General features: G+C 69.7%; 19 protein-coding genes and 1 pseudogene. 6 read left to right on the top strand and 14 right to left on the bottom strand.

Annotated features, from left to right (window positions below):
• The first annotated feature begins 31 nt into the window (after positions 1-31).
• On the top strand, positions 32-361 hold the full coding sequence (locus B9D87_RS01340) for a hypothetical protein (protein WP_007775027.1): 330 nt from the start codon (positions 32-34) through the stop codon (positions 359-361).
• A gap of 22 nt (positions 362-383) precedes the next feature.
• Here the strand turns inward: B9D87_RS01340 and B9D87_RS01335 are convergent.
• Positions 384-3,610, bottom strand: a pseudogene (locus B9D87_RS01335) (acetyl-CoA carboxylase family protein).
• Positions 3,607-5,139 (bottom strand): class I adenylate-forming enzyme family protein, encoded by a 1,533-nt coding sequence (locus tag B9D87_RS01330; protein ID WP_174320964.1) that lies wholly within the window; start codon positions 5,137-5,139, stop codon positions 3,607-3,609. Before B9D87_RS01330 ends, B9D87_RS01335 begins: the two are co-directional and overlap by 4 nt.
• A 39-nt stretch (positions 5,140-5,178) precedes the next feature.
• On the opposite strand from B9D87_RS01330, the gene B9D87_RS01325 reads away from it, so the two are divergent.
• Positions 5,179-6,012, top strand: a complete 834-nt coding sequence (locus B9D87_RS01325) for a thioesterase family protein (RefSeq protein ID WP_007775038.1) — start codon at positions 5,179-5,181, stop codon at positions 6,010-6,012.
• Positions 6,013-6,255: 243 nt separating this feature from the next.
• Here the strand turns inward: B9D87_RS01325 and B9D87_RS01320 are convergent, their stop codons facing one another.
• The 4 genes from B9D87_RS01320 to B9D87_RS26940 all read right to left on the bottom strand — a co-directional run bounded on the left by B9D87_RS01320 (position 6,256) and on the right by B9D87_RS26940 (position 8,552).
• Entirely contained in the window at positions 6,256-6,711 is a 456-nt protein-coding gene (locus B9D87_RS01320; protein ID WP_007775040.1) for a flavodoxin family protein, read from the bottom strand.
• Positions 6,708-7,175 (bottom strand): tetratricopeptide repeat protein, encoded by a 468-nt coding sequence (locus B9D87_RS01315; RefSeq protein WP_007775043.1) that lies wholly within the window; start codon positions 7,173-7,175, stop codon positions 6,708-6,710. The genes B9D87_RS01320 and B9D87_RS01315 overlap by 4 nt, the downstream gene beginning before the upstream one ends.
• Positions 7,176-7,187: 12 nt before the next feature.
• Positions 7,188-7,925 (bottom strand): 4-hydroxy-tetrahydrodipicolinate reductase, encoded by a 738-nt coding sequence (gene dapB, locus B9D87_RS01310; protein WP_007775046.1) that lies wholly within the window; start codon positions 7,923-7,925, stop codon positions 7,188-7,190.
• An 87-nt stretch (positions 7,926-8,012) separates the two neighbouring features.
• A complete protein-coding gene (locus B9D87_RS26940) occupies positions 8,013-8,552 on the bottom strand; it encodes a hypothetical protein (protein ID WP_040631716.1) in 540 nt (179 codons plus the stop codon).
• 184 nt (positions 8,553-8,736) lie between these two features.
• On the opposite strand from B9D87_RS26940, the gene B9D87_RS01300 reads away from it, so the two are divergent.
• Positions 8,737-10,107, top strand: a complete 1,371-nt coding sequence (locus B9D87_RS01300; RefSeq protein WP_007775049.1) for an HNH endonuclease signature motif containing protein — start codon at positions 8,737-8,739, stop codon at positions 10,105-10,107.
• On the opposite strand, the gene B9D87_RS01295 is transcribed toward B9D87_RS01300, so the two are convergent.
• Complete coding sequence (locus B9D87_RS01295; RefSeq protein WP_007775051.1) at positions 10,069-11,151, bottom strand: NAD(P)H-dependent amine dehydrogenase family protein; 1,083 nt, start codon at positions 11,149-11,151, stop codon at positions 10,069-10,071. The two genes, B9D87_RS01300 and B9D87_RS01295, sit on opposite strands and share 39 nt — an antisense overlap.
• Entirely contained in the window at positions 11,148-12,167 is a 1,020-nt protein-coding gene (locus tag B9D87_RS01290) for an aromatic ring-hydroxylating dioxygenase subunit alpha (RefSeq protein WP_040631453.1), read from the bottom strand. Before B9D87_RS01290 ends, B9D87_RS01295 begins: the two co-directional genes overlap by 4 nt.
• A gap of 108 nt (positions 12,168-12,275) precedes the next feature.
• Between B9D87_RS01290 and B9D87_RS01285 the strand changes: the two genes are divergently transcribed.
• Both B9D87_RS01285 and B9D87_RS01280 read left to right on the top strand, forming a co-directional pair.
• A complete protein-coding gene (locus B9D87_RS01285; protein ID WP_007775055.1) occupies positions 12,276-12,926 on the top strand; it encodes a TetR/AcrR family transcriptional regulator in 651 nt (216 codons plus the stop codon).
• Complete coding sequence (locus B9D87_RS01280) at positions 12,926-13,432, top strand: GNAT family N-acetyltransferase (protein ID WP_007775057.1); 507 nt, start codon at positions 12,926-12,928, stop codon at positions 13,430-13,432. The genes B9D87_RS01285 and B9D87_RS01280 overlap by 1 nt, the downstream gene beginning before the upstream one ends.
• On the opposite strand, the gene B9D87_RS01275 is transcribed toward B9D87_RS01280, so the two are convergent.
• The 5 genes from B9D87_RS01275 to B9D87_RS01255 form a co-directional block, all read right to left on the bottom strand.
• Positions 13,419-14,495: a PDR/VanB family oxidoreductase gene (locus B9D87_RS01275; RefSeq protein ID WP_040631455.1), complete on the bottom strand. Its 1,077-nt coding sequence runs from the start codon at positions 14,493-14,495 to the stop codon at positions 13,419-13,421. The two genes, B9D87_RS01280 and B9D87_RS01275, sit on opposite strands and share 14 nt — an antisense overlap.
• A gap of 13 nt (positions 14,496-14,508) precedes the next feature.
• Positions 14,509-16,278 (bottom strand): SDR family oxidoreductase, encoded by a 1,770-nt coding sequence (locus tag B9D87_RS01270; RefSeq protein WP_007775062.1) that lies wholly within the window; start codon positions 16,276-16,278, stop codon positions 14,509-14,511.
• The gene (locus tag B9D87_RS01265) at positions 16,278-17,195 is read right to left on the bottom strand and encodes a metal-dependent hydrolase (protein WP_007775066.1); all 918 of its coding nucleotides are present in this window, start codon (positions 17,193-17,195) and stop codon (positions 16,278-16,280) included. Before B9D87_RS01265 ends, B9D87_RS01270 begins: the two co-directional genes overlap by 1 nt.
• A gap of 134 nt (positions 17,196-17,329) precedes the next feature.
• Positions 17,330-18,793, bottom strand: a complete 1,464-nt coding sequence (locus B9D87_RS01260) for a flavin-containing monooxygenase (RefSeq protein WP_007775068.1) — start codon at positions 18,791-18,793, stop codon at positions 17,330-17,332.
• Positions 18,794-18,812: 19 nt separating this feature from the next.
• Positions 18,813-19,274, bottom strand: coding sequence for an SRPBCC family protein (locus B9D87_RS01255; RefSeq protein ID WP_007775071.1), 462 nt, complete (start codon positions 19,272-19,274; stop codon positions 18,813-18,815).
• 90 nt (positions 19,275-19,364) lie between these two features.
• On the opposite strand from B9D87_RS01255, the gene ald reads away from it, so the two are divergent.
• Positions 19,365-20,480 (top strand): alanine dehydrogenase, encoded by a 1,116-nt coding sequence (gene ald, locus B9D87_RS01250; protein WP_007775072.1) that lies wholly within the window; start codon positions 19,365-19,367, stop codon positions 20,478-20,480.
• Between the two features lie 11 nt (positions 20,481-20,491).
• On the opposite strand, the gene B9D87_RS01245 is transcribed toward ald, so the two are convergent.
• Positions 20,492-21,517 (bottom strand): nitronate monooxygenase, encoded by a 1,026-nt coding sequence (locus tag B9D87_RS01245; RefSeq protein ID WP_007775074.1) that lies wholly within the window; start codon positions 21,515-21,517, stop codon positions 20,492-20,494.
• Positions 21,518-21,529: the final 12 nt, after the last annotated feature.

Here is a 21,529-nt window from a genome sequence, read left to right as displayed (position 1 = left end):
TGCCACGCGCATGCTATCGAAATTGACACTGATGAAACCGCTGGTTGTCGCCGGGGCTGTCGCTGCGGCCATCGCCGCCGCGCCCGCGGCCGCTGCTGACGTCTACGTCGCCGGACCAGCCGCCAACTCCCCCGCGCCCACCCACGTGACCTTCAAGGACGACCCGGGCGGCGGTGGCTGCGACGCCAATGGAAACTGCGGCTCCGGTGGCCAGTTCAACGGCCCCGGCGGCGGCCCGGGTGGCCAGGGCTGCGTGCCGGGCGTCGGCTGCGGCTCCGGCGGCCAGAACGCGGGCCCGGGCGGCATTCCGGGCGGCACCGGCTGCCTGCCGGGCGTCGGCTGCGGCTCCGGCCACGCGTAACCACGCATAACCGCTAGACCCTTCAGCCTCCCGGAAGCCTGGTGATCCAGGCCCGGGAGGCTGCTGGGTCTATGACGTCGTCCAGTTCGAACGTGGTGGCCGCCCGCAGCGCCTTGCCGTGCTCGTAGGCCGCGGCCACCAGGCGATCGAACAGGCTTTGCCGCTCGGCGGGATCCTCGACGGCGGCCAGCTCTTTGCTGAACCCGAGGCGCACGGCGCCCTCCAGGCCCATGCCGCCGATCTCACCCGTCGGCCACGCGACGGTGAACTGCGGTGCACGAAACGAACCGCCGGCCATCGCCATCGCCCCGAGGCCATATGCCTTGCGCAGGATGATCATTCCCAGCGGCACCGTGAGCCGGGCGCCCAGGATGAACATCCGGCCGAACCGGCGGACCGCGGCCTGGGTCTCCGCGTCGGGCCCGACCATGAAGCCCGGGGTGTCGCACAGCGAGATCACCGGCAGACCGAACGATTCGCACAGGGCGAGGAAGTCGCCGGCCTTGTCGGCCGCCTCGGCGTCGATCGCGCCACCCAGGTGATGGGTGCTGTTGGCGATCAAGCCGTACGGCACTCCCTCGACGCGCACCAGCGCGGTGACGATGCCCACGCCGTAGTCCGGCCGCAGCTCCAGCACCGAGCCGACGTCGACGATGGCCTCGATGGCCCGGTGGACGTCGTAGGCGCGTAACCGATTCTGCGGCACCACATGCCGAGCCAGCCGCGGGTCGGGCGCCGTCCAGTCGCTCACGGCGCCTTGAAAGTACGAGAGGTATTGCTTGGCCAGCGCGACGGCGTGCGACTCGTCCCGGGCGACCAGGCTGACCACGCCGTTGCGGCGCTGCACCCCGATCGGCCCGATCGCCTCCGGCGGATACACGCCCAGCCCACCCCCCTCGATCATCGCCGGGCCGCCCATCCCGATGTTCGCGTCCGGTGTTGCGATGATCACGTCGCACACGCCGGCCAGCGCGGCGTTGCCGGCGAAGCACCGGCCCGACACGATCGACACCAGCGGCACCTTCCCACTCAGTGCCGCGAGCATCCGGAAGGTCGGGACGTCCAGCCCGGCGGCACCGCCGACGTCGGTGTCGCCCGGGCGGCCCCCGCCGCCCTCCGCGAACAGCAGCACCGGCAACCGCTTTCGCGCGGCGAGGTCGAACACGCGGTCGGTCTTGGCGTGGTTGCGCATGCCCTGCGTACCGGCCAGCACGGTGTAGTCGTAGGACACCACGACGGCCTGCGCCGCGCTCCGCCCGAACCGCTCCGCGCCGATGGTGGCCAGGCCGGCGACCAGTCCGTCGGCCGGGGTGTTGACGATCAGCTCCTCTTCCGAGCGGCGGCTGCGCTGCGCCGCGATGGCCAACGCACCGTATTCGACGAAACTGCCGGGATCGACGAGGTCGGCGATGTTCTCCCGCGCGGTGCGCCTGCCTCGGCTGTGCCGCTTGGCCACCGCGGCCTGACGGCCCTCGTCCAGCGTCAGGGAATGCCGGTGTACGACTTCGTCCAGATCGGCCCGCGGCCGATCCAGATCCAGTGCGGCCGAGACGGACTCGCCGTCTGCGGTCGCCGCGGTGCGGGTGAAGACCAGCAGCGGGTCTCCGGTCGCGACCACCTGCCCGGGCGTGACCAGCACCCGCACGGTGCGCAGGGCGTCCGGCGCGACGAGCACGTGCTGCATCTTCATCGCTTCCAGGACAACCAGCTGGCCACCCGCGGCGCATTCGGCGCCCTCCGGCGCCACCTCGACCACGGTGCCGGCCAGCTGCGCGCGCAACGCGTCCTCCCCGGGATAGAGCTCGACGGCCGCCACCCGCGGTTCTCGCTCGCGGGACTGCGCGGCCCGGGCCAGTTCGGGAAGCCTCTCGTCGAGGAAAAGTGTGCTCACCCAACCGGATTCGATCAGCTCGGCGGTCAGCAGCTCGCGCAGGAATCCGATGTTGGTGTGGACGCCCTCGATGCCGAACTCGGCCAGGGCGGTGCGCGCCTTGCGCACCGCCGCCCGCCACGACGGTCCGTGCACGTAGACGATGAGCTTGGCCAGCAGCGAATCGTACTGGGGGCTGATCACCAGACCCGCCCGGCCGTACGTGTCGACGCGCACGCCGGGGCCGCTGGGCGGCGAGAACGCCGTGAGCGTGCCCGCCGTGGGGACGACGGAGAAGTCGGGCCCGAAGGTCTCCGCGTTGACCCTGAGCTGGATGGCGATGCCGCGGCGCGCGGCCGGCTCGCCGATGACTTCCAGCCCGTCGGAGGCGATTCCGGACGGCAGTCCCAGCTGATAGAAGGACGCGCCGCCGGCGATCGCCAGCTGCACGGCGACCAGATCGAGCCCGGTGGTTTCCTCGGTGACGGTGTGCTCGACCTGGATGCGCGGGTTGACCTCGAGGAAGACGAAGTCCTCACCGCTGACCAGGAATTCGACGGTGGCCAGCCCGCGCAGGCCCACGCGCGCGCACAGCCGCACCGCCGCCTGGTGCAGGGCGCGACGCAGATCGTCCGAAAGACCTTGGGCGGGAGCGACTTCCACCAACTTCTGGAAGCGCCGCTGGATGCTGCAGTCGCGATCGCCGACGGCGTGGGCGTGCGTCTGGTGCCCGGCCGGTGCGGCGACGACCTGCACCTCGATGTGGCGGGCGTCGGCGCGCAGCGCCTCGGCGAACAGCGCGGGGTCACCGAAGCCCGACTGCGCTTCGGCGGCGCAGCGCCGGTAGGCCTCGTCGATCTGATCGGCGCTGTGCACCTTGCGCATTCCGCGCCCCCGCCGCCGGCGAGGGCCTTGATCATGATGCCGCCGTCCTGAGCGGCGAAGAATGCCTTGATGTCCTCGACACTGCTCGGCCCCTCGGTCGCGGGCAGCACCGGCACCCCGGCGGCCATCGCGGCGCCGCGGGCCGACGTCTTGTTGCCGAGCGACTCGAGCACCCGGGCGTCGGGGCCCACGAAGGTGTAGCCGCCCGCCACGCAGGCGTCGGCGAATTCGGCGTTCTCGCTGAGGAACCCGTAACCGGGATGGATCAGGCCCGCACCGGAGCTTTTCGCCGCTGCCAGGATCGCGGCCTGGTCCAGGTAGGCCCGCGGGCCGCTGCCCGGCAGGCCGATCGCCTCGTCGGCCGCGTGCACATGCGGGCTGTCGGCATCGTCCTCGGCGTACACCGCCACCGTCCGCATACCCAATTCGATTGCGGTGCGGATGATTCGCAGTGCGATCTCGCCGCGGTTGGCAATCAGCAGGCTGGCGTTCATCGCAGCGGCTCGCCCCACCGGACCTGCTCGCGCAGCCTGGCCTTGAGCAGTTTGCCGCCGGCGTTGCGCGGCAGCGCGCTGTCAACCACCGTGACATATTGCGGCACTTTGAAGTCGGCGAGCTGGCCGCGGCAGTGGTCGAGCACCGCGGGCACGTCGATCTCGTCCTCACCGCCGAACAACACCGCACCCACCTTCTCCCCCATGACGTCGTCGGAAACCCCGAGCACGCAGGCGTCGGCCACGTTGGGCGCCGCCAGCAGCACCGCCTCCACCTCGACGCTGGAGACGTTCTCGCCGCCGCGGTTGATGATGTCCTTGAGCCGGTCGACGATGTGCACCCGGCCCGCCTCGTCGACGCGGACCACGTCACCGGTGTGCAGCCAGCCGTCCGCGAAGGTGGTGGCGGTGGCCTCCGGGCGATTCCAGTAGCCGGCAGTCACATTGGCGCCCCGCGCCACCAACTCGCCCGTGCCGGGGTCGTCCCCGAACGGGATCACGCCGAGGTCCACCGACGGGACGGCGTAACCGACGGAGTCGGCGTGCTCGACGGCCTCGTCATCGGGCAGCACCGTCATCAGCGACGCCGTCTCCGTCATGCCATAGCCGTTGAACACCGTGGCGTGGCCGAAAGCGTCCTTCACCGAGCGCACCAGCGACGGGGCGATCGGGGCCCCGCCGTAACCCACCCATCGCACGTTGGACACGTCGAGCGCCGCAAAGCCTCTGTGCCGCAACAACAACGAGTAGACCGCCGGGACGGTGACCATCACCGACACGCGCTCGGCGGTCAGCGCGGTGAGCAAGCCGTCCAGGTCGAGCGCGGGCATGATCACCGAGGCTCCGCCCAGCCGGGCCGCTGCCAGCAGCTGTGTGTTGCAACCGGTCACGTGGAACAGCGGAACCGAGATGAGCGTGCGCATCGCCTCGCCGAGATCCCGCGGCTGCCGCAGGCAGCGGATCGCGTTCTCGGTGTTGGTCAGGAACGCCTCGTGCGTGGTCGGCACGCCCTTGGGGTGTCCGGTGGTACCCGAGGTGTAGAACAGGGCGGCGATGTCGGACCGCCCGAGTTGCCCGGTGACGTACGGCCGCCCGTCGGGCAGGGCGGCGCCGGGCGCCAGATCCACGGCCGCACCGGAGTCCGACAGCACGAACTCGACCTCGGGTTGCGCCGATCGCGTATTGACCGCCACCACAACGCCACCGGCCATCACGGTGCCCCAGAACGCCAGCGCCCAGTCGATCCCGGCGGGGTAACGCACCGCGACGCGGTCACCGGGCCGCAGGCCGCCGGTGCGCAGCCCCCCGGCCACGCGCGCCGCCCGGTCCCAGAGCTGCCGGTACGTCAGCCGGTTCGCCCCCAGCTCCACCAGGGCTTCGGCGTCCGGACGGGCGTCGACCTGTTCGGCGAGCATGTCCAGCAGGGTGGCCGGCAGGTCGTCATAGCGCGGAATGCCGTCGGCGCCACGGGAGACTCCGGTCAGCGGGAACGGGTTGGCGCCGCGCGGAATTTCGATCACTGGAGGCATGCCCGGTCCTTACTATCCTGCTGCCCTATCGTGATAGCGGTGACGATCGAGGATTCCGCCATCATGCCCGAGGCGTTCTTCACTGTCGACGGCGACTCCTATGTTCCGGGTCAGATGACGCAGGGCCCGTGGGGCGCGGCCATGGGCGGCCAGATCGTCGGCGGCCTGTTGGGTTGGGGCATAGAGCAGTCCGGCATCGACGCCGACCTGCAGCCCGCCCGGTTCACCGTTGACCTGCTGCGCCCGGCCCTGATGGAGCCGGTGCAGATCCGGACCTCGGTGCAGCGGGAGGGCCGGCGCATCAAGCTGGTCGACGGCAGCCTGGTGCAGAACGGCACCGTCGTCGCGCGGGCCAGCGCGCTGTTCCTGCGCCGCGGTGATCACCCCGACGGGCAGGTGTGGTCGTCCCCGGCGCAGATGCCGCCCCTGCCGTCGTCCTCGGAGGGCTTTCCCGACGAGATGCCGTTTCTCATCTGGGGCTACGGCGCCACGCTGGAAGGCAGCCCCGGAATCGCCGCAGGCGAATGGGAGCAGACGCATTCCCAGAAGTTCGCCTGGGCCCGGCTGTTTCGCCCGATGGTGCACGGACACCCGCTCACCCCGTTCACCCGCCTGGCCTTCGTCGGCGACATCACCAGCTCGCTCACCCATTGGGGCACCGGCGGATTGCGCTACATCAACGCCGACTACACCGTCACCGCGAGCCGGCTGCCCGACGGCGAATTCCTCGGCCTGGCCGCCCAGAGCCACTACGGCACGGCCGGTGTCGCCACCGGCGCCGCGACGCTGTTCGACCGGCACGGACCGCTCGGCACCAGCTCGGCGCTGGCCCTGGCCCAACCCGCGGACGCCTTCAAGCCGACCTACGCCTAGGTACTCATGGACCGCGCACCGCGTCGGCGTGGCCACCCGGCTGGTTCACCCGCGACTGTGCTCGTCGCCGTCGCGGGGGTGATGCGGCGGAGGGACTTTCGCTGCTCGGCGTGCTGTGCGGGACGCGTATCGGCGTGCATGCGTGACGCGCAACGGTCGCCACGCTGATCACGTTTGCGGTCCTCGCCGGGGCGTCGGGATACTCCGTCGCCGGATTAGGCCGTCGAGGCCAGAGCGCCGGCATCACCCCATCAGCTGCGCGGCAACCGTCGCCCCGAGGTTCCAGCAGGCCTCGACGTCGTCCTTGCTCGGCTTGCCCGAAACCACCACGGTCTCTGCGACTTTCGCCCAACCCAGCCCGGTGGTGATGCTGTCCACGGCGCGCTCGGCGCCCTCGGTGCCCTCGTTGCCGTGCAGGTACAGCCCGAACGGCCGGCCGCGAGTGGAGTCGAGCAATTGGTAGTAGGCGCAGTCGAACGCGTGCTTGAGGGCCCCCGAGATGTAGCCGAGGTTGGCCGGGGTGCCCAGCAGGTAACCGTCGGCGGCGAGCATCTCGGCCGGTGAGACCGTCAGCGCCGGGCGGCGCAGCACCTCCACGCCCTCGATGTCGGGGTCGGTGGCGCCGGAGACCACCGCCTCGAACATCTCGTGTGTGTGCGGCGACGGCGTGTGGTGCACGATCAGCAGCGTCTTGCTCATGGGTTGTCCCGCAGGTCGCGGTGTAAGTCCACGGCCGTTCGCATGGCCTCGCGGGCGCGGCGGCGATCCCCGGCGTAGTCATAGGCGCGGGCCAGCCGGTACCAGCGCCGCCAATCGTCCGGGTGGTCCTCGACCTCGGCGCGCACCGTGGCGAACAGTTCGTCGGCCGCGTCGCGCCGGATGCGGCCGGACGGGCGGCGCGGCAGCGCGCTGGTGTCCAGTTCCATTCCGTCGGCCGCGATCAGCCCGGCCAGCTTCTGGTGCGCCAACCCGGCGCGCAGGGTGGCGATCATCGCCCACAGCCCGATGACGGGCAGGATCAGCACCGCGCAGCCGAGGCCGATGGCGGCGGCGCGGCCGGAGCCGATCATCGCGACGGCCACCCGCCCCAGCAGCACGAAGTACACCAGCAGCGCGACGCACATGAAGGCGACGAGCAATTGGGTGCGCAGCGCTTTGGTCATGGCGGATTCAGGTCAGTGCAGATTGAGCAGGGCCTCGAGACCCACCGTCAGGCCGGGGTGCTCCTTGATCCGCCGCACGGCCAGCAGCACACCGGGCACGAACGAGGTCCGGTCGATGCTGTCGTGGCGGATGGTCAGCGTCTCGCCCTCGGTGCCGAACAGGATCTCCTGGTGGGCCACCAGGCCGGCCAGCCGCACCGAGTGCACCGGGATGCCGTCGACGTCGGCGCCGCGCGCACCCGGTAGGCCGGTGCTGGTGGCATCGGGGTTGGGCGGCAAGCCTTTTCGCGACTCGGCGATGAGCTTCGCGGTGCGAGTCGCGGTGCCCGACGGCGCGTCGGCCTTGTGCGGGTGATGCAGTTCGATCACCTCCGCCGAGTCGAAGAACGGCGCCGCTTGCTTGGCGAAGTGCATCGACAGCACCGCACCGATGGCGAAGTTCGGCGCGATCAGCACCGACGTGCCCGCGCTCCCGGCCAGCCAGTCCTGCACCTGTTGCAGCCGCTCGGCGGTGAAGCCCGTGGTCCCCACGACGGCGTGAATCCCGTTGTCGATGACGAACTTCAGGTTGTCCATCACCGCGTCGGGATGGGTGAAGTCGATGACGACCTCGGTGTCGCCGTCGGTTAGCAGGCTCATCGGGTCGTCGGCGTCCACTTCGGCTGACAGGGTCAGGTCCTCGGCGGCCTGCACCCCCGCCACCATCGCCGATCCGACCTTGCCCTTGGCTCCCAGCACTCCTACCCGCATGTTGTTCACCCTAGACCGGGCCAATTCTGCGCCGCGGCGTGCGTCGAATTGGGTGATGGCAATGCGAACGTGGGTTTGTCGCGCCGATCAGGTGTGAATGAGCCAGGCCGCTTCGGTGTAGGGAGCGGGTTGGTCGGGATCGTTGATCGTGAGGTACAGGTCGCCTCCCGCCGGCATAACGAAGCCGACGAATCCATGCGCAGTCTGCCCGTCGTGCAGGCCGCCCGTTTCCAGCGGGGGCATCTTGTCGAGTCGCTGGTAATCGACCGCCATCGTTGCCGGTTGGGGTGCGTCGTTGCCGCCGCCGTACCCGGCGAACATGTAGCGCTGGTTGAAATGGAAGAACGGGTGCGACGTCGCGGTGATGGTCAGTTCCACCACGTCGCATCCGGGGTCAGACGCCGGATTCGCGAAATGGGAGGCGCACCCCGGCGGTAGCCGCGTCGCACTGTTGACGGTGATGTCGGCGGTCGCGCCGCCGGCCGCGCGCACATGCGCGGGCACGCCCATCTCACCGGTAGGGAACGGTGGACTTTCCGGCGTGGAGTCGGCCGAACCGGTGGGGCACGAGCATGCGGCAGCGACCACGGTGACCGCGGCTGCCGCACTGAGAACTCGCGCGCGCACCACGGGTGGTTACCCGCGGCGCTGCCGCGAAAAACGCCTGCGCTGAAGGTGCCCGGCCGGCCGACGAAACGTGAACCCCGTTGCGGTGCTTGGGTGCACCCGGCACGATCCACAGTTCGGCATCCCTCCACAGGCGCCGCCTTTTCGGTGGCGGCCGGCCGGCCCGAATCGATAGCCTTCGAACATGCATTCGATCGAGGTTCCGGCCGAGGTGTCCGCCGCCCTGGCCGCGCAGGACGCCGCCGACGCGGCGATCCAGGCGCTGAACTTCGGTGCGCTGAGCCCGGCCGTCCGGCTGCGCGTGCTCGAACGGATGGAGGCCTCGCGCCGGCGGCAGATCGCGGTAAGCCATGACGTCATTGCCGGCTTGGCGGCCGAGGAGCCCGCCGACATCGGCGGCCCGGTGCACAAAGTCGTCGCCGACCGGCTGCGGATCAGCTATGCCGAGGCGTGCCGCCGCCTTCGTGACGCCAAAGAGTTGTCCGGGCGGCTGACCCTGACCGGCCAGGAGCTGGGGCCGCAGTTGCCCGCCACCGCGGTGGCGTGGCGCGACGGCATCCTCGACGGTCAGCACCTGCGGGTGATCCAGACCTTTGTCCGGGATCTTCCGGAGTCCATACCGGCTGCCACGGTGGAAAACGCCGAGCGGTTCCTGGCCCGGCAGGCGCGGACGCTGCGGCCGGATCAGCTGCAGAGGCTCGCGCACCAATGCGCGCTGCGCATCAATCCGGACGGAAAGTTCTCCGACGTCGATCGAGCGCGCCGGCGCGGCTTCACCTGGTGCGGCCAACGGCCCGACGGCATGAGCGTCGGGAAGCTGATCGCCTCGCCGGAGCTACGCGCCAATCTCGACGCCTGGCTTTCTCGGTTCGCGGCCCCCGGGATGTGCAATCCGGACGACCAAACACCCTGTGTTGCAGGCGAACCCGACGACGAGCTGGCGCGCGGCGATAGGCGCAGTCCCGCGCAGCGCCAGCACGACGCACTCAACGCGCTGGTGCGCGGCCAGCTGGGCGACCCGAAACTGGGCCGGCACAACGGGTTACCGGTGACGGTGATCGTGTCGACGACGCTGCAGGAACTGACGTCGGCAACCGGGCGCGCGGTGACCGGTGGCGGAACGCTGCTGCCGATGCGCGATGTGATCCGAATGTCCCGCCACGCCTACCACTATCTCGCCGTGTTCGACGAGCACTCGAGCCGCCCGCTGTATCTCGGCCGATCGCGGCGCATTGCCACGCCGGATCAGCGCATCGTGTTGTACGCGCACGACCGAGGCTGCACCCACCCCGGCTGCGACACACCCGGCTACTGGTGCGAGGTGCACCATCTCGACGAGTGGGCCGCCGGCGGCACGACGGACGCGAGCAACCTGACATTCGCCTGCGTGCCACACCACAAGCTGACCGAAAAGGGTTGGCGGACAAGAAAAACACGGCGTGGCGACACGGAGTGGATACCGCCGCCTCAACTAGACCGCGGCGTGCGGAGCAACGACTTTCACCATCCCGAAAGGCTACTTCCTGAACCGCCCGGCGAATCCACGCAGGGGTAGGTCGGCGCTGGTGATGAGTCCGGGCGGCGCCGCGACCACCGACCTGATCGAGGCGAGCGCGGGCATGCCGGTGACGGTCATGCCGATCGAGGCGAAGTTGTCCGGGTTGGACAGGTCCACGCCGGGCTTGGGGAAGATCATGTGCTTGTTGTAGATGCAGGGGTCGCCCTGGATCTGAGTGATGTAGCAGCCCTTGATGTTCCAGCTGGGATCGGTGTGCGGGGTCATCTGCCATTCCAGGTGCGTCTCGATCCGCGGCACGCCGTCGACCATCCCCTGGTACTTGATGTAGTTACCGCCCAGCGAACCCTTGGGCAGGGTGTACCACCCCAGGTCGACATCCTTGGTGCACGCGCCCAGCTCGTAGCTGAACTTGACCTCGTCGAGCCGCAGGTCGAAGCAGTCGGCCATCATGTACACGCTGTCGGCGAAGACGCGGGTGTATTTCTCGAGCTTCGAGGGGATTTCGGGGTCGTCGACGGGCTGTCCATACCCCACCTCGATCCAGGTGTCCTTGGAGTGGTGGCACGACACGTCGACCGATTCGATGGTGGTGACGTTCTCGATGTCGGCGACGTCGGCCGAGCACACCACGCCCAGGATCTGGTTGAGCCCCGGGTTCATTCCGGTGCCGTAGAACGTCGCGCCGCCCTTCTCGGCCGCCTCGGCCAACAGCCGGCTGACCGGCTTGCCCGACGGGTGCGGGTGGTTCTTGTCGCGGTGCCAGCCGGTGATCCAGTCCGCGGTGGTGACGATGTTGATGCCCGCCTCGAGCACTTTGACGTACAGGTCCTCGTCGGGGAACACCCCGTGGAACGTCAGCACGTCCGGCTTGGCGGCGATGATCTCCTCGATCGTCCCGGTGAACGCGACCCCGTTGGGCGCCAGCCCGGCGAACTCCCCGGTGTCCTTGCCGACCTTATCCGGCGAATAACAGTGCACCCCAATGAGTTCGAGGTCGGGCTGGGTGGCGATCCGCCTGATCATCTCGGTGCCGACGTTCCCGCTTCCGACCTGAAAGACGCGAACCGGTGCTGCGCTCATTGCGTTAAGCCTTCCTGCGATGCGTACGTCTCGGGATAGAACTGCTTGGCCCACTTGCGGATTGCGGTGAAGCCTTCGTACTCGTCGGGGGCCAGGGCCGGCGGATCCGAATAGCGCTGGTGCTGCCAGATCTCGATGTCCTGCTCGAACTGGCGGATGACCTCGCGCCCGAATTCGTCCGCCTTCGCTCGAGCTTTTTCCGGGCCCGCTACGGGGTCTCTGTGCGGCGTCCGGCCGATGTAGACCATGAACCGGACATCGGAGGTGAACTCGTCGATCGGCGTGATCGCCGAGATGGTGCGGTTGTCGATCATGCCCCAGCTCTTGGTCACCGCGATGCCCAGACCGCCGTTGATCGCCTGCACGCCGCTGTTGACGTCCTCGATCTTTTGGCCGTCGTCGCCTTCGAAGGTGATGGTGAAGTCGACGTAGGACACCGGCTCGGCGAAGTCGTGGCGGGTGAACACCGGCACGATCGGGGTGTTGTGCACGAACTTGAAGTGCGCGAAGTCCACCCCGTTTTCCAGCACGTATTGCGGGTGCAGTTCCAGGCTTTCGCGGTACAGCCGCTGCTGTGGGTAGTAGTCGTCGGCGCTGCTGCCGTCCTCGAACGCGGCGAACACGTCCGGCGCGTCGAAGTAAGGTTCGCGGCGGTCCAGGTCGTGCCAGATGTACACCGACGCGTTGCGCTCGACCACCGGGTAGGTGCGGATGCGGCGGCCGCGGTTGGGTCGATCCTGGTACGGGATGCAGACGTTGCGCCCTTCCCGGCTCCACTGCCACCCGTGGAACGGGCACTGCAGCACCTCGCCGACGACCTTGCCGCCGTACCCCAGGTGCGCGCCCAGGTGTTCGCAGTAGGCGTTCATGACCGTGAGCTCGCCGGATTCGCCGCGCCAGGCGACCAGCTCCTCGTCGAAGTACTTCATCTTGTGCACGTCGCCGACGCCGATCTCGTCGGACCAGGCGACCTGGAACCAGCCGGTCGGTTTCATCGACAACGGTGGCTTAGCCATCGAGCCCTGCCATGTGTCCTGCCCTCCCTCGGCTACGAATGATAGGCCGCGCCACAGCCAAAATCAAAGTACCCTCTATGAAACTTTCTCAACGGATAAGATCGGCCAATGACCCGCCCACCCAACGCCGCCGGCGTCGCGGGCCGGCGCCCGAATCGGCGGGGCCACGCGACTCGCGAAAGCATGCTCGAGGCGGCGTTGCGCTCCCTCGCCTCCGGCGAGCCGGGCTCGGTATCGGCCAACCGCATCGCCAAGGACATCGGCGCCACGTGGGGCGCGGTGCAATACCAGTTCGGCGACACCGACGGGTTCTGGGCGGCGGTGCTGCACCGCACCGCCGAACGGCGCGCCGCGACGTTCACCACGCTGTCGACGCCCCTCTCGCCGGACGCGCCGCTGCGTGAGCGCGTCGGCGCGATCATCGACACCCTCTACCGCGGCCTGGCGTCCCCGGATTCGCGGGCGATCGAAAACCTGCGGGCCGCGCTCCCCCGCGATCCGGACGAGCTCGAGCGGCTCTACCCCCGCACCGCGGCCGAGCTGTTCTCCTGGGGCAAGAGCTGGCTGGAGACCTGCCAGCACGCGTTCGCCGGGCTGGCCGTCGATCCGGACCGCGTCCGCGAGGTCGCGGCCCTGATCCCCGGCGCGATGCGCGGCCTGGTGTCGGAGCGGCAGCTCGGTTCCTACGCCGACCTGGACATGGCGCGCCGCGGGCTGACCAACGCCCTGGCCGCCTACCTCGAGCAGTCCCGGCCGTAATGGCCGGCGTCACCATCCGCGAGGCCGCGCCGAGCGATTTCGCCGACGTGGCCGCGATGCACTATCCGGTGTGGCGGCAATCCTGGTGCGGGATACTGCCGGACGACGTACTCGACACGCTCACGTCGCCGAAGCGCTGGGCCGTGCTGCGCTACCCCCGCGACCTCAGCCGCCCGGGCTGGCGCATGTGGGTCGCCGAGGCCGGCGGGCGGCTGATCGGCATGACGATCTTCGGGCCGGACCCCGACGACCCCGAGCAACTCGAACTCGATGCGCTCTATGTCTCGTACGCGAGCCAACGGCATGGCGTCGGCGCCCTGCTGCTCGCCAAGGCCCTGGACTCGGACGCGCGCGGTGACGTCGTGCTGTGGTGCGCGCAGGCCAACGGCGTGGCGCGACGCTTCTACGAGAAGAACGATTTTCGCCTCGACGGGCGCACCCTGGACTGGGAACCGCTGCCCGGCGTCAAGGTGCCCCACCTGGGCTATCGCCTCAGGCGTCGATGACGATTCGCCCGCCGTCGGCGCGCGAGACACACACCAGCATGCCGTCGTCCCCCGGCGCGGCGCGGCCGCGGTGATCCACTTGTCCGGCAAGCACTTTGACCCTGCACGTCCCGCAGAATCCCTGCCGGCACGAGTAGGGGGTGGTCGGGTCCCGATCGAGCATGACCTCGAGTGCGGTCCGATTCGCCGGCACCGCGAGCAGCTGCCCCGATCGCGCGAGCTCCAGTTCGAACGGAACCCCGTCGACGACGGGCGCCGGACTGAACCGCTCGTAATGCAGTGGCGCACCGGCATGCTCGTTGCGGGCGACGCGGACGGCCTCCAGCATCAAGCTCGGCCCGCACACGTACACGGCGGTCGCCGGTCCCGCTCCGGCCAGCACCTCGGCCACGGTCGGGAAGCGGCCGCGCTCGTCGTCGGCCCACACCGTCACCCGGTCCGGCCCCAGCGACACGACCTCGTCGAGCAGCGGCATGTACTCCCGGCTGCGACCGGTATAGATTGCGCGCCAATCGATTCCGCGCTGCTCGGCCACCCGGATCATCGGCAGGATGGGTGTCACCCCGATGCCGCCGATGACGAACAGCACCTCGCGCTCGGCGGTGCCGAGGTAGAACGCGTTGCGTGGGCCTTCGAACGCCAGCGTGTCGCCCACGCCGTACGCCTCATGCATCTCGACGGATCCGCCTCCCCCGCCGGCGATCCGGCGGACGGCGATGCGGTAGTCGGTGCGCCGCCCGGGCGCGCCGCACAGCGAATACTGCCGGCGCCGGCCCGAAGGCAACAGGACGTCGATGTGGCCACCGGGCGTCCAGGACGGAAGCAACCCGCCGTCGGGGTCGGCCAGGGTCAGCGCGACGACGTCCGGGGCGACGAGCTCGCGCTTGGTCACCACCGCGGTCAGCTTGCGCTGCACCGGTTTCACCCGCTCCGGCGACCACCGCGACACCGTGGCGAAGCCCTCGAACAACGCCCGCACGCCCCACAGCAGCGACCCGAAGCGGTCGTGGTCGCGCCGTCCGTACAGGTCGGCGGGTCTGCTGGCCCAAATGCTCTCCGGCACCGAATCCGCCCCCTTACTTCTGCCGAATGTCCAAGCGCGCGAACAGCCGGATGGCCCCTGGGCTGATGCGCCGCATCGCATAGCCGATCCGCGACTCCGCGGCGATCGGCAGCACGGCCGGAGCGGTCTTGACGGACTTGACGATCGCCTTCGCGGTCGCTTCGGGAGTGAAGTTGCGGCGCCGGTAGGCGGCATCGGCCTTGCCCCGCGCCCGCTCCTGCTGGTCCGCGCTCATCCCGGCGTAGATCGTGTTCTTCGCGATGTTGGTGTTGACGAATCCCGGGCACACCGCCGTGACGTCGATGCCCTCGTCGGCGAAGTCGGCCCGCAGCGATTCGCTGAGCGCCAGCACGGCCGCCTTGGTGGTGCTGTAGGCGACCATGGATTTCGACGGCAGGTACGCCGACGCCGACGCCACGTTGATGATCGTTCCGCCCTCGCCGCGCTCGACCATCTGCGCGCCGAACGCCCTGCTGCCCGAGATGACGCCGCCGACGTTGACGCCCAAGATGTCTTCCCAGTTCGCCGAGCTCGTCTCCAGGAACCGGCCCGCCATCCCGATGCCCGCGTTGTTGACCAGGATGTCCACCACGCCGTGCTCGTTGCGCACCTGCGCCGCAAGCTCGTTCATGGCGGCCTCGTCGCTGACGTCGACCTGGTAGGCCGCGGCCTCGGCGCACGCGGCGCGCACGGCGTCGGCGGTCTCGTGGGCGGCGGCCAGGTCCCGATCGACGAGCACGACCTTGCGGGCACCGTTGCGGGCCAGCTCGATCGCGGTGGCCCGGCCGATTCCGGCGCCGGCGCCGGTCACCAGGGCGAGCTTGCCGCGCACCTCGCGGCGCGCGCCGCGCACCTCGGCCGCCCCGGCGGAAGGCTCGCCCGCCACGTTGCGGTCGACCCACTCGGCGGTCAGCCGGGCGATGACGTCCGGGCGCGAGGTGACGACCCAGTGCCCGCCCTCGATCTCGATCACCCTGCCGCGCCGGGGAATCGAGCCGGTGAACCGTTGCAGCGCGGGCGTGACGAAGAGGTCGCGGCGTGGCACCACAGTCTGCACGGCGACCGTGGTCTCGGGGAGCCGGCGTCCGGGCGCCAGCATCGGCGCCGGCATGTTCTGCCGGTACAGGTTGAGCCCACAGACGTAGTCGGTGACCGAGCGCAGGGTGTCGCGGCGCTGGCTGCGCGTGCTCGACCGGCCGATGTGCTCAAGTGCCTCAACGACTTTCACGCCGACGCGCGAGCGAAACGACAGTTCCGGCACAACGGGACACAAGAAGAAGCCGATGTAGCCCGACGAGATCAGTTGCCTGACGACCTGCGCCACGGCCCGCGGCGTGCGCGCCGACCGCAGAAACGCGCCGGCGTAGTTCAGGTGCGGGCCCGAGATGGAGGTGAAGGACGCGATCTTGTCCATCACCGCGTCGTCGGTGACCGCCGCCCATGCCTGGATCGACCCCCAGTCGTGGGCCAGCAGGTGAACCGGCCCGACGCCCAGGCTGTCGATCACCACGCCGATGTCGGAGACCAGCTGGGCGAAGAGGTATCCGGATCTCTTTGCGGGACGGGTGGATTCACCGGCGCCACGCACGTCGTAGGCCACGACGTTGTACGGCTTGCCGGCCAGCTCCTCGGCCACGCCGTCCCAGACGTGGTGATTGTCGGGAAAGCCGTGGATCGCCAGGATGGTTGGGCGCGCCGGGTCGACGTCGGTGTACCGGTGCACGGCCAGCGTGACGCCGTCGCAGGCGCTGATGGTCGATGTGATGGTGGAGGAGACGGTCATCAGTGCGAGGCGCGCGCGGCGGGTGAGATGGCCAGGTAGTCGACGGCGCGCTCCAGCCCGCCGAGCTGCGAGGGGTGAAAGCCCGGGCGGTAGTAGTTGCCGATCGCCCGGATGAAACGCAGCGGCCCGGGCACCAGGCCGCGGCGCGCCGCGGAGAAGTAGTCGCGCCAGCGCGGCTTGGTGCGCGGCGGCAGGTGGGGATCCAGCGAGTACATGAACCGCACGCCGCGGATCCACAGCAGCAGCATGGCGGGCGTCACCACCAGCTGGGCGCGCACCTGCCGCCAGTAGCCGGCCTGCAGATGCTTCATGGTGTCGAAGGCCACCGCCTTGTGCTCGACCTCTTCGGCGCCGTGCCAGCGCAGCATGTCCAGCATCACCGGATCGGTGCCGATCCTGTCGTGCGCCGGCGAGTCGAGAATCCACTCGCCCAAGATGGCGGTGTAGTGCTCGATCGCCGAGACGATCGAAACCTGCTCGAGAAGCCAGCCCTGCTGGCGGCGCCGGCTCCAATCGGGCCGGGGCCCGAGCAGCTTGGCGAACAGCCACTTGATCTGGCCGGTGTAGGGGGTCAGGTCGATGTCGCGGGCGGCGAAGTGGGCGAGCACGTTCGCGTGCGCCTGCGAATGCACGGCCTCCTGGCCGATGAAGCCCTGGACGTCCAGGCGCAGCTGGTCGTCCTTGATCAGCGGCAGCGTCTGCTTGAACACCTCGACGAAGAACTCTTCGCCGGCGGGCAGCAGCAGGTGCAGCACGTTGAGGACGTGGGTGGCGAACGGCTCACCGGGCACGTAGTGGAACGGCAGCTGCGTCCAGTCGAAGTCCACGTCGCGGGCCTCGAGCACCAGTCGCTCGTGGTCCAGCGAGGCGTCATGTGGCCCCGCTGCCTGGTCGAGTTGGTTGTCAGCGGTCAGCATCATGCCCCCTACCTCGGCGTTCGGCCCTCGATCACGGTGTTGCGGCGGGCGTCGCGCGTCCCAAGTATAGGTACGACATCCAGATATGCGAAACCGCCGGTACTGGGTTCTTTGGTGATCGCCCGTGGTCGCTGTCAGCCCGCAGCGACGCGGCGGCGCAGGTCATACTGGCCGGGGTCGGGGTTGGCCAGCATCCGGCGGTGTTCGGCCGGCGTCAGGGGCCACACCTCGGGCACGCCGTCCTTGTTCAGGTACCAGCTGTTGCAGCCGGTGGTCCACACGGTGTCCGGCATCGCGGCGCGCAGCTTCGCGTTGAACCGCTCCGTCGCCGCGGCCGTCGGCTCGACCGTGTCGAATTCGCGGCGCCGCCAGCGTTCGATCCAGCCCACGATGTGGTCAGCCTGCGATTCGGCCACCGTCGTCAGCGCCAGGTTTCCCACCGGGCTGTGCGGCCCCAGCATCATGAAGAAGTTGGGGAAGCCCGACAGCGCGACGGTTTGGTAGGCCCGGGGCCCGTCGCGCCAGACGTCGTCGGCGCGGATCCCGTCGCGGCCGATCAGCTCCATCGGCCGGAAGAACGCGTGCGTGTCGAACCCCGTGGCGAGCACGATGATGTCGACGTCGTGCAGGACGCCGTCGGCGGTGACGATGCCGCGCCGTTCCACATGGTCGATGCCCGCCGTCACCAGGTCGACGTCGTCGCGCTGCATCGCCCGGTAGAAACCGTTCGACATGACCAGGCGTTTGCACGCCGGCGTGTAGTCGGGGGTCAGGGACCGCCGCAACTCGGGATCGCGGATCTCCCAGAGGCTGGCGCGGCACAACGCCGCCATGATCTTGCGGCGCAGGCCCGGCTTGGTCAGGCCGACCGCGAAGTAGTCGAATCCGAGGCTGTAGATGCGATACGCCCACCCGTCCAGCCACGGCATCTTGCGCCGGGTGATCCCGGTGAAGCCGCTGTAGCGCGGATTGGCCAGGCGCAGCACCCATTGCGCGGTGCGCTGGAACAGCGCGACGTGTGCGGCCACCCCGGCCAGGCCGCACACCAGCTGCACGCCCGTCGACCCGTTGCCGACGATCGCCACGCGCCGCCCGCGGACGTCGACGCCGTGATCCCAGCGGGCCGAGTGAAAAACGTTGCCGCCGAAGTCATCCAGGCCCCGGATCGACGGCAGTCGCGGGTGGTGCAGCACGCCGGTGGCCGAGATCAAGAAGTCGACCTTGAATTCCTGCCCCGCGGCGGTGCGCAGCACCCAGCGGCCGTCCTCGAAACGCGCATGGCAGACCTCGGTGCCGAAACGGATCCGGTCGCGCAGCGCGTAACGGTCGGCGATGTCGCGGAAGTAGGCCTGGATCTCACCGCCGGGCGAGAACAGGTGCGACCAGTCGGGTTTCCTGGCGAAGCTGTACTGATAGATGCGCGACGGGACGTCGCAGACCAGACCGGGATAGGTATTGTCGCGCCAGGTGCCGCCCACCTCGTCGGCCTTCTCGTACACGGTCACATCGCTGATACCGCTGCGCAGCAAGGCAATTGCGACGCACAAGCCCGACATGCCGGCGCCGATGACGGCTACGGCGGGATCGCGTCGCGTCATCGGAACTCCCGGTTTTGGGCTACTCGGTCTCGGCGCGGCGCTTGAGGCGCTGCAGGGTGAGCCGGATGTGCTCGGTGTTGGCGGTCACCCGATCGCTGACGCCGGTGGCCTTGCCGGCGACCTTGCGGAACCAGCCGGGCCTGCGGTCCCAGGTGCTTTCGGTGACCTCGCATCCGCCGCCGGCCGCGGCGATGTCGTATTGCCAGCGGGCGATCGGAATCATGGTGTGGCTCACGTCGAACGCGAAGCGACGGCCCGGTTCGGCGTCGGTGATCGTGCACTTGGTGCTCCAGCGCCGGCTGCCGCTGCGGTTGTGACCGGTGAACACCGCGCCCGGGCTCACCGCGTCGCCCTTGCGCCACTCCATCGCCACCGCCTCCTCGGCCAGCTCGGCCAGCGTGGGCAGGTCGGTGATGAGCCGGTACACGACGTCGGGCCGGGCGTCGATCTGGACGGTGGCCTGCGCGCACGGGTCGGTCATCCGCCGATCATAGCCAGCGAACACCGAGCTTTTGCGGCCCCCGCGAACTTTCTTCACACTTGTTGGTGAACCGGCGATCAAGGGGCGATCATGCGAGTCGGCGTACCGACCGAGACCAAGACCAACGAGTTCCGGGTTGCCCTCACCCCGGCCGGCGTCGCCGAGCTGACCCGCCGCGGCCATGACGTGTTGGTGCAGGCCGGCGCCGGGGAAGGGTCGGCCATCACCGACGCGGAGTTCAAGGCGGCGGGCGCCCAGCTGGCCGACACCGCCGACCAGGTCTGGGCCGACGCGGACCTGCTGCTCAAGGTCAAAGAACCGGTGCCGGCAGAGTATGACCTGTTGCGGCGCAACCAGATCCTGTTCACCTATCTGCATCTGGCCGCCTCGCGTGCGTGCACCGAGGCGCTGCTGGCGTCGGGAACGACGTCGATCGCCTACGAGACGGTGCAGAGCGCCGACGGCACGCTGCCGTTGCTGGCCCCGATGAGCGAGGTCGCCGGCCGGCTGTCCGCTCAGGTGGGGGCCTACCACCTGATGCGCACCCACGGCGGGCGCGGCGTGTTGATGGGCGGGGTGCCGGGCGTCAAGCCCGCCGACGTCGTGGTGGTGGGCGCGGGAACGGCGGGCTACAACGCCGCGCGGGTCGCGGGCGGCATGGGGGCGTCGGTCACGGTGCTCGACGTCAACATCAACAAGCTTCGGCTGCTCGACGCGGAGTTCGGCGGCCAGGTCCGCACCCGCTACTCGTCGGCCTACGACCTGGAGGGCACCGTCAAGCGCGCCGACCTGGTCATCGGCGCGGTGCTGCTGCCCGGTGCGAAGGCGCCCAAGCTGATCTCGAATTCCCTTGTCTCGCAGATGAAATCGGGCGCCGTGCTGGTGGACATCTCCATCGACCAGGGTGGTTGCTTCGAGGACTCGCGGCCCACCACGCACGACGACCCCACCTTCGCGGTGCACGACACCGTGTTCTACTGCGTTGCGAACATGCCCAGCGCGGTGCCCAAGACGTCGACGGTGGCGCTCACCAATGCGACCATGCCGTACGTGCTCGCGCTCGCCGACCGTGGCTGGCGGGCGGCGTGCCGCTCGGATCACGCTCTGGCCAAAGGTCTTTCGACGCACGATGGCGCGCTGCTGTCCGAGCAGGTGGCCACCGACCTCGGGCTGCCGTTCACCGGCCCGGCCGCCGTTCTGGGCTGACCGGGGCGCGGCTAGCTGGTGGCCGCGAGGTTGGCGATGATGTCGGCCGCGGGGCCCGCGCAGGCGTTCTTGAACGACGTCCCGGCCCACAGCGGCATGCCGTTGGGATCCTCGATGGCCGCGGCGGCTTCCCGGATCGGCGAGGTCATCTGGTTGACCTCGGGATAGCCCAGCGGCGCGACGTGGTCGAGCATGCGGGTGAAGTCGTTCTCCAGGCCCCGCGCGTAGCGGCCCGAGAACGCCCGCGTCACAACGGTGGTGGCGAACAGCGGGTTCTTCAGCGCGACGCGATGCGCGGAGTTGGTGCCCGCCTCGTCGGCCAGCAACAGCGCGGTGCCGACCTGGGCCGCCACCGCCCCCCGGCGCAGCGCGGCCCCGACCTCGTCGGCGGTGCCCAGGCCGCCCGCCGCGATGATCGGGACGTCGTGGGCGTGCCGGATGCGATCGATGAGCTGGTGCAGCGACTCGTTGGCGGGTTCCATGTCCGGTGCGAAGGTGCCGCGGTGGCCGCCGGCGGCGGGCCCCTGGACCACCAGGCTGTCGGCGCCGGCCGCGACGGCGATGCCGGCCTCGTAGGCCGAGGTGACGGTGACCATCACCAGCAGGCCCAGCGCGCCCAGCCGCCGGATCACGTCGGGCGGCGGCACGCCGAAGGTGAAGGACACCAACTCGGGCCGGACGTCGGCCACCACCTCGAGCTTGCGCTCCCACTCGTCGTCGTCACCGTGCTGCGGCTGACCGACCTCGACCTGGTAGTGCTCGGCGATCTCTTCGAGTTCGGCCGCGTAGTAGTGCAGGGCCACCCAGTCCGCGACGCTGGGTTGGGGCACAAACAAGTTCACCCCGAGCGGGCCGGTGGTGGCCTTGCGCGCCGCGGCGATGTCGTCGGCGAACTGCTCGGCGCTGCGATGCCCGCCGGGGACGAAGCCGAGCCCGCCCGCGTTGGACACCGCCGCGGCCAACGCGGGAGTCCCGGGCCCGCCGGCCATGGGTGCGCCCACGATGGGCACCATGATGTCCCAAAAGCCCAGTACCATTCGGCTAGTCCG

It is taken from the genome of Mycobacterium colombiense CECT 3035 (genome assembly GCF_002105755.1).
GTDB lineage: Bacteria > Actinomycetota > Actinomycetes > Mycobacteriales > Mycobacteriaceae > Mycobacterium > Mycobacterium colombiense.
The sequence above is the reverse complement of the archived record's forward strand: the minus strand, read 5'-3'. Positions and strand labels throughout refer to the sequence as shown.